This is a genomic window from Helicobacter sp. CLO-3, from assembly GCF_001854545.1.
GTDB lineage: Bacteria > Campylobacterota > Campylobacteria > Campylobacterales > Helicobacteraceae > Helicobacter_B.
The window spans coordinates 1-625 of the sequence record NZ_MLQN01000082.1; the positions used below are offsets into that span (position 1 = coordinate 1).

The following is a 625-nucleotide window of genomic DNA, read 5'->3' on the forward strand; positions in this document are numbered from 1 at the left end:
TTGAAGCAAATTCTTTTGTGCTTGCAGGCACTCTGCTTGGAGCGCTTTTACTGGTGGTTGTTTGTAAGAATTCGTTTGAGATTTCATCAAAACTCGATAACAAAAAAATGTTTTTTGCGGGGGCATTGTGCCTAACTTGCATTATTCAATTAAGCATCTCAAGCTACACGCCTGAATTTTTGTATTTTAATTTTTAGGAGGGTTTCTTTGAAAAAGATTTTAATATTTTTTGGAGTAATTTTTGGCTATATGTTTATTTGCTATTCAATATTATTTTTTGTATATACAATTTCCAAAGTCAATCCATTTTTGTTTTATGGCTCGCCGTGGATAAAAAATACATATAAAATAAAAGAATACATTAACGCAACAACCACTCAAAAACCTCGATTATTAATATTCTCTGGTTCAAACTCTATTTATGGTTTCGATAGTTCAATAATCAAAGAAAATACACCATTTTATCCAGTAAATTTTGGTACTACTCGTGAAATCCCAATCAATTTCCATATAGATAAAATTATCCAAAATGCTAAAAATGGGGATTATATTTTTTTACCATTAGAATTTGAATATTATGCGGAAAATAAACCAAAAGATAACCAAGTATATATTCACAATATGC

At 29.3% G+C, this 625-nt stretch carries 2 protein-coding genes; both read left to right on the forward strand.

Going from position 1 to position 625, the window contains the following annotated elements; translation table 11 throughout:
* On the forward strand, positions 1-197 hold a 197-nt coding region (locus BKN38_RS11540; RefSeq protein ID WP_218117796.1), incomplete at its 5' end, for a hypothetical protein.
* 10 nt (positions 198-207) lie between these two features.
* Positions 208-625 (forward strand): hypothetical protein (locus BKN38_RS10120; RefSeq protein WP_143000296.1); only part of this gene is annotated, 418 nt, incomplete at its 3' end.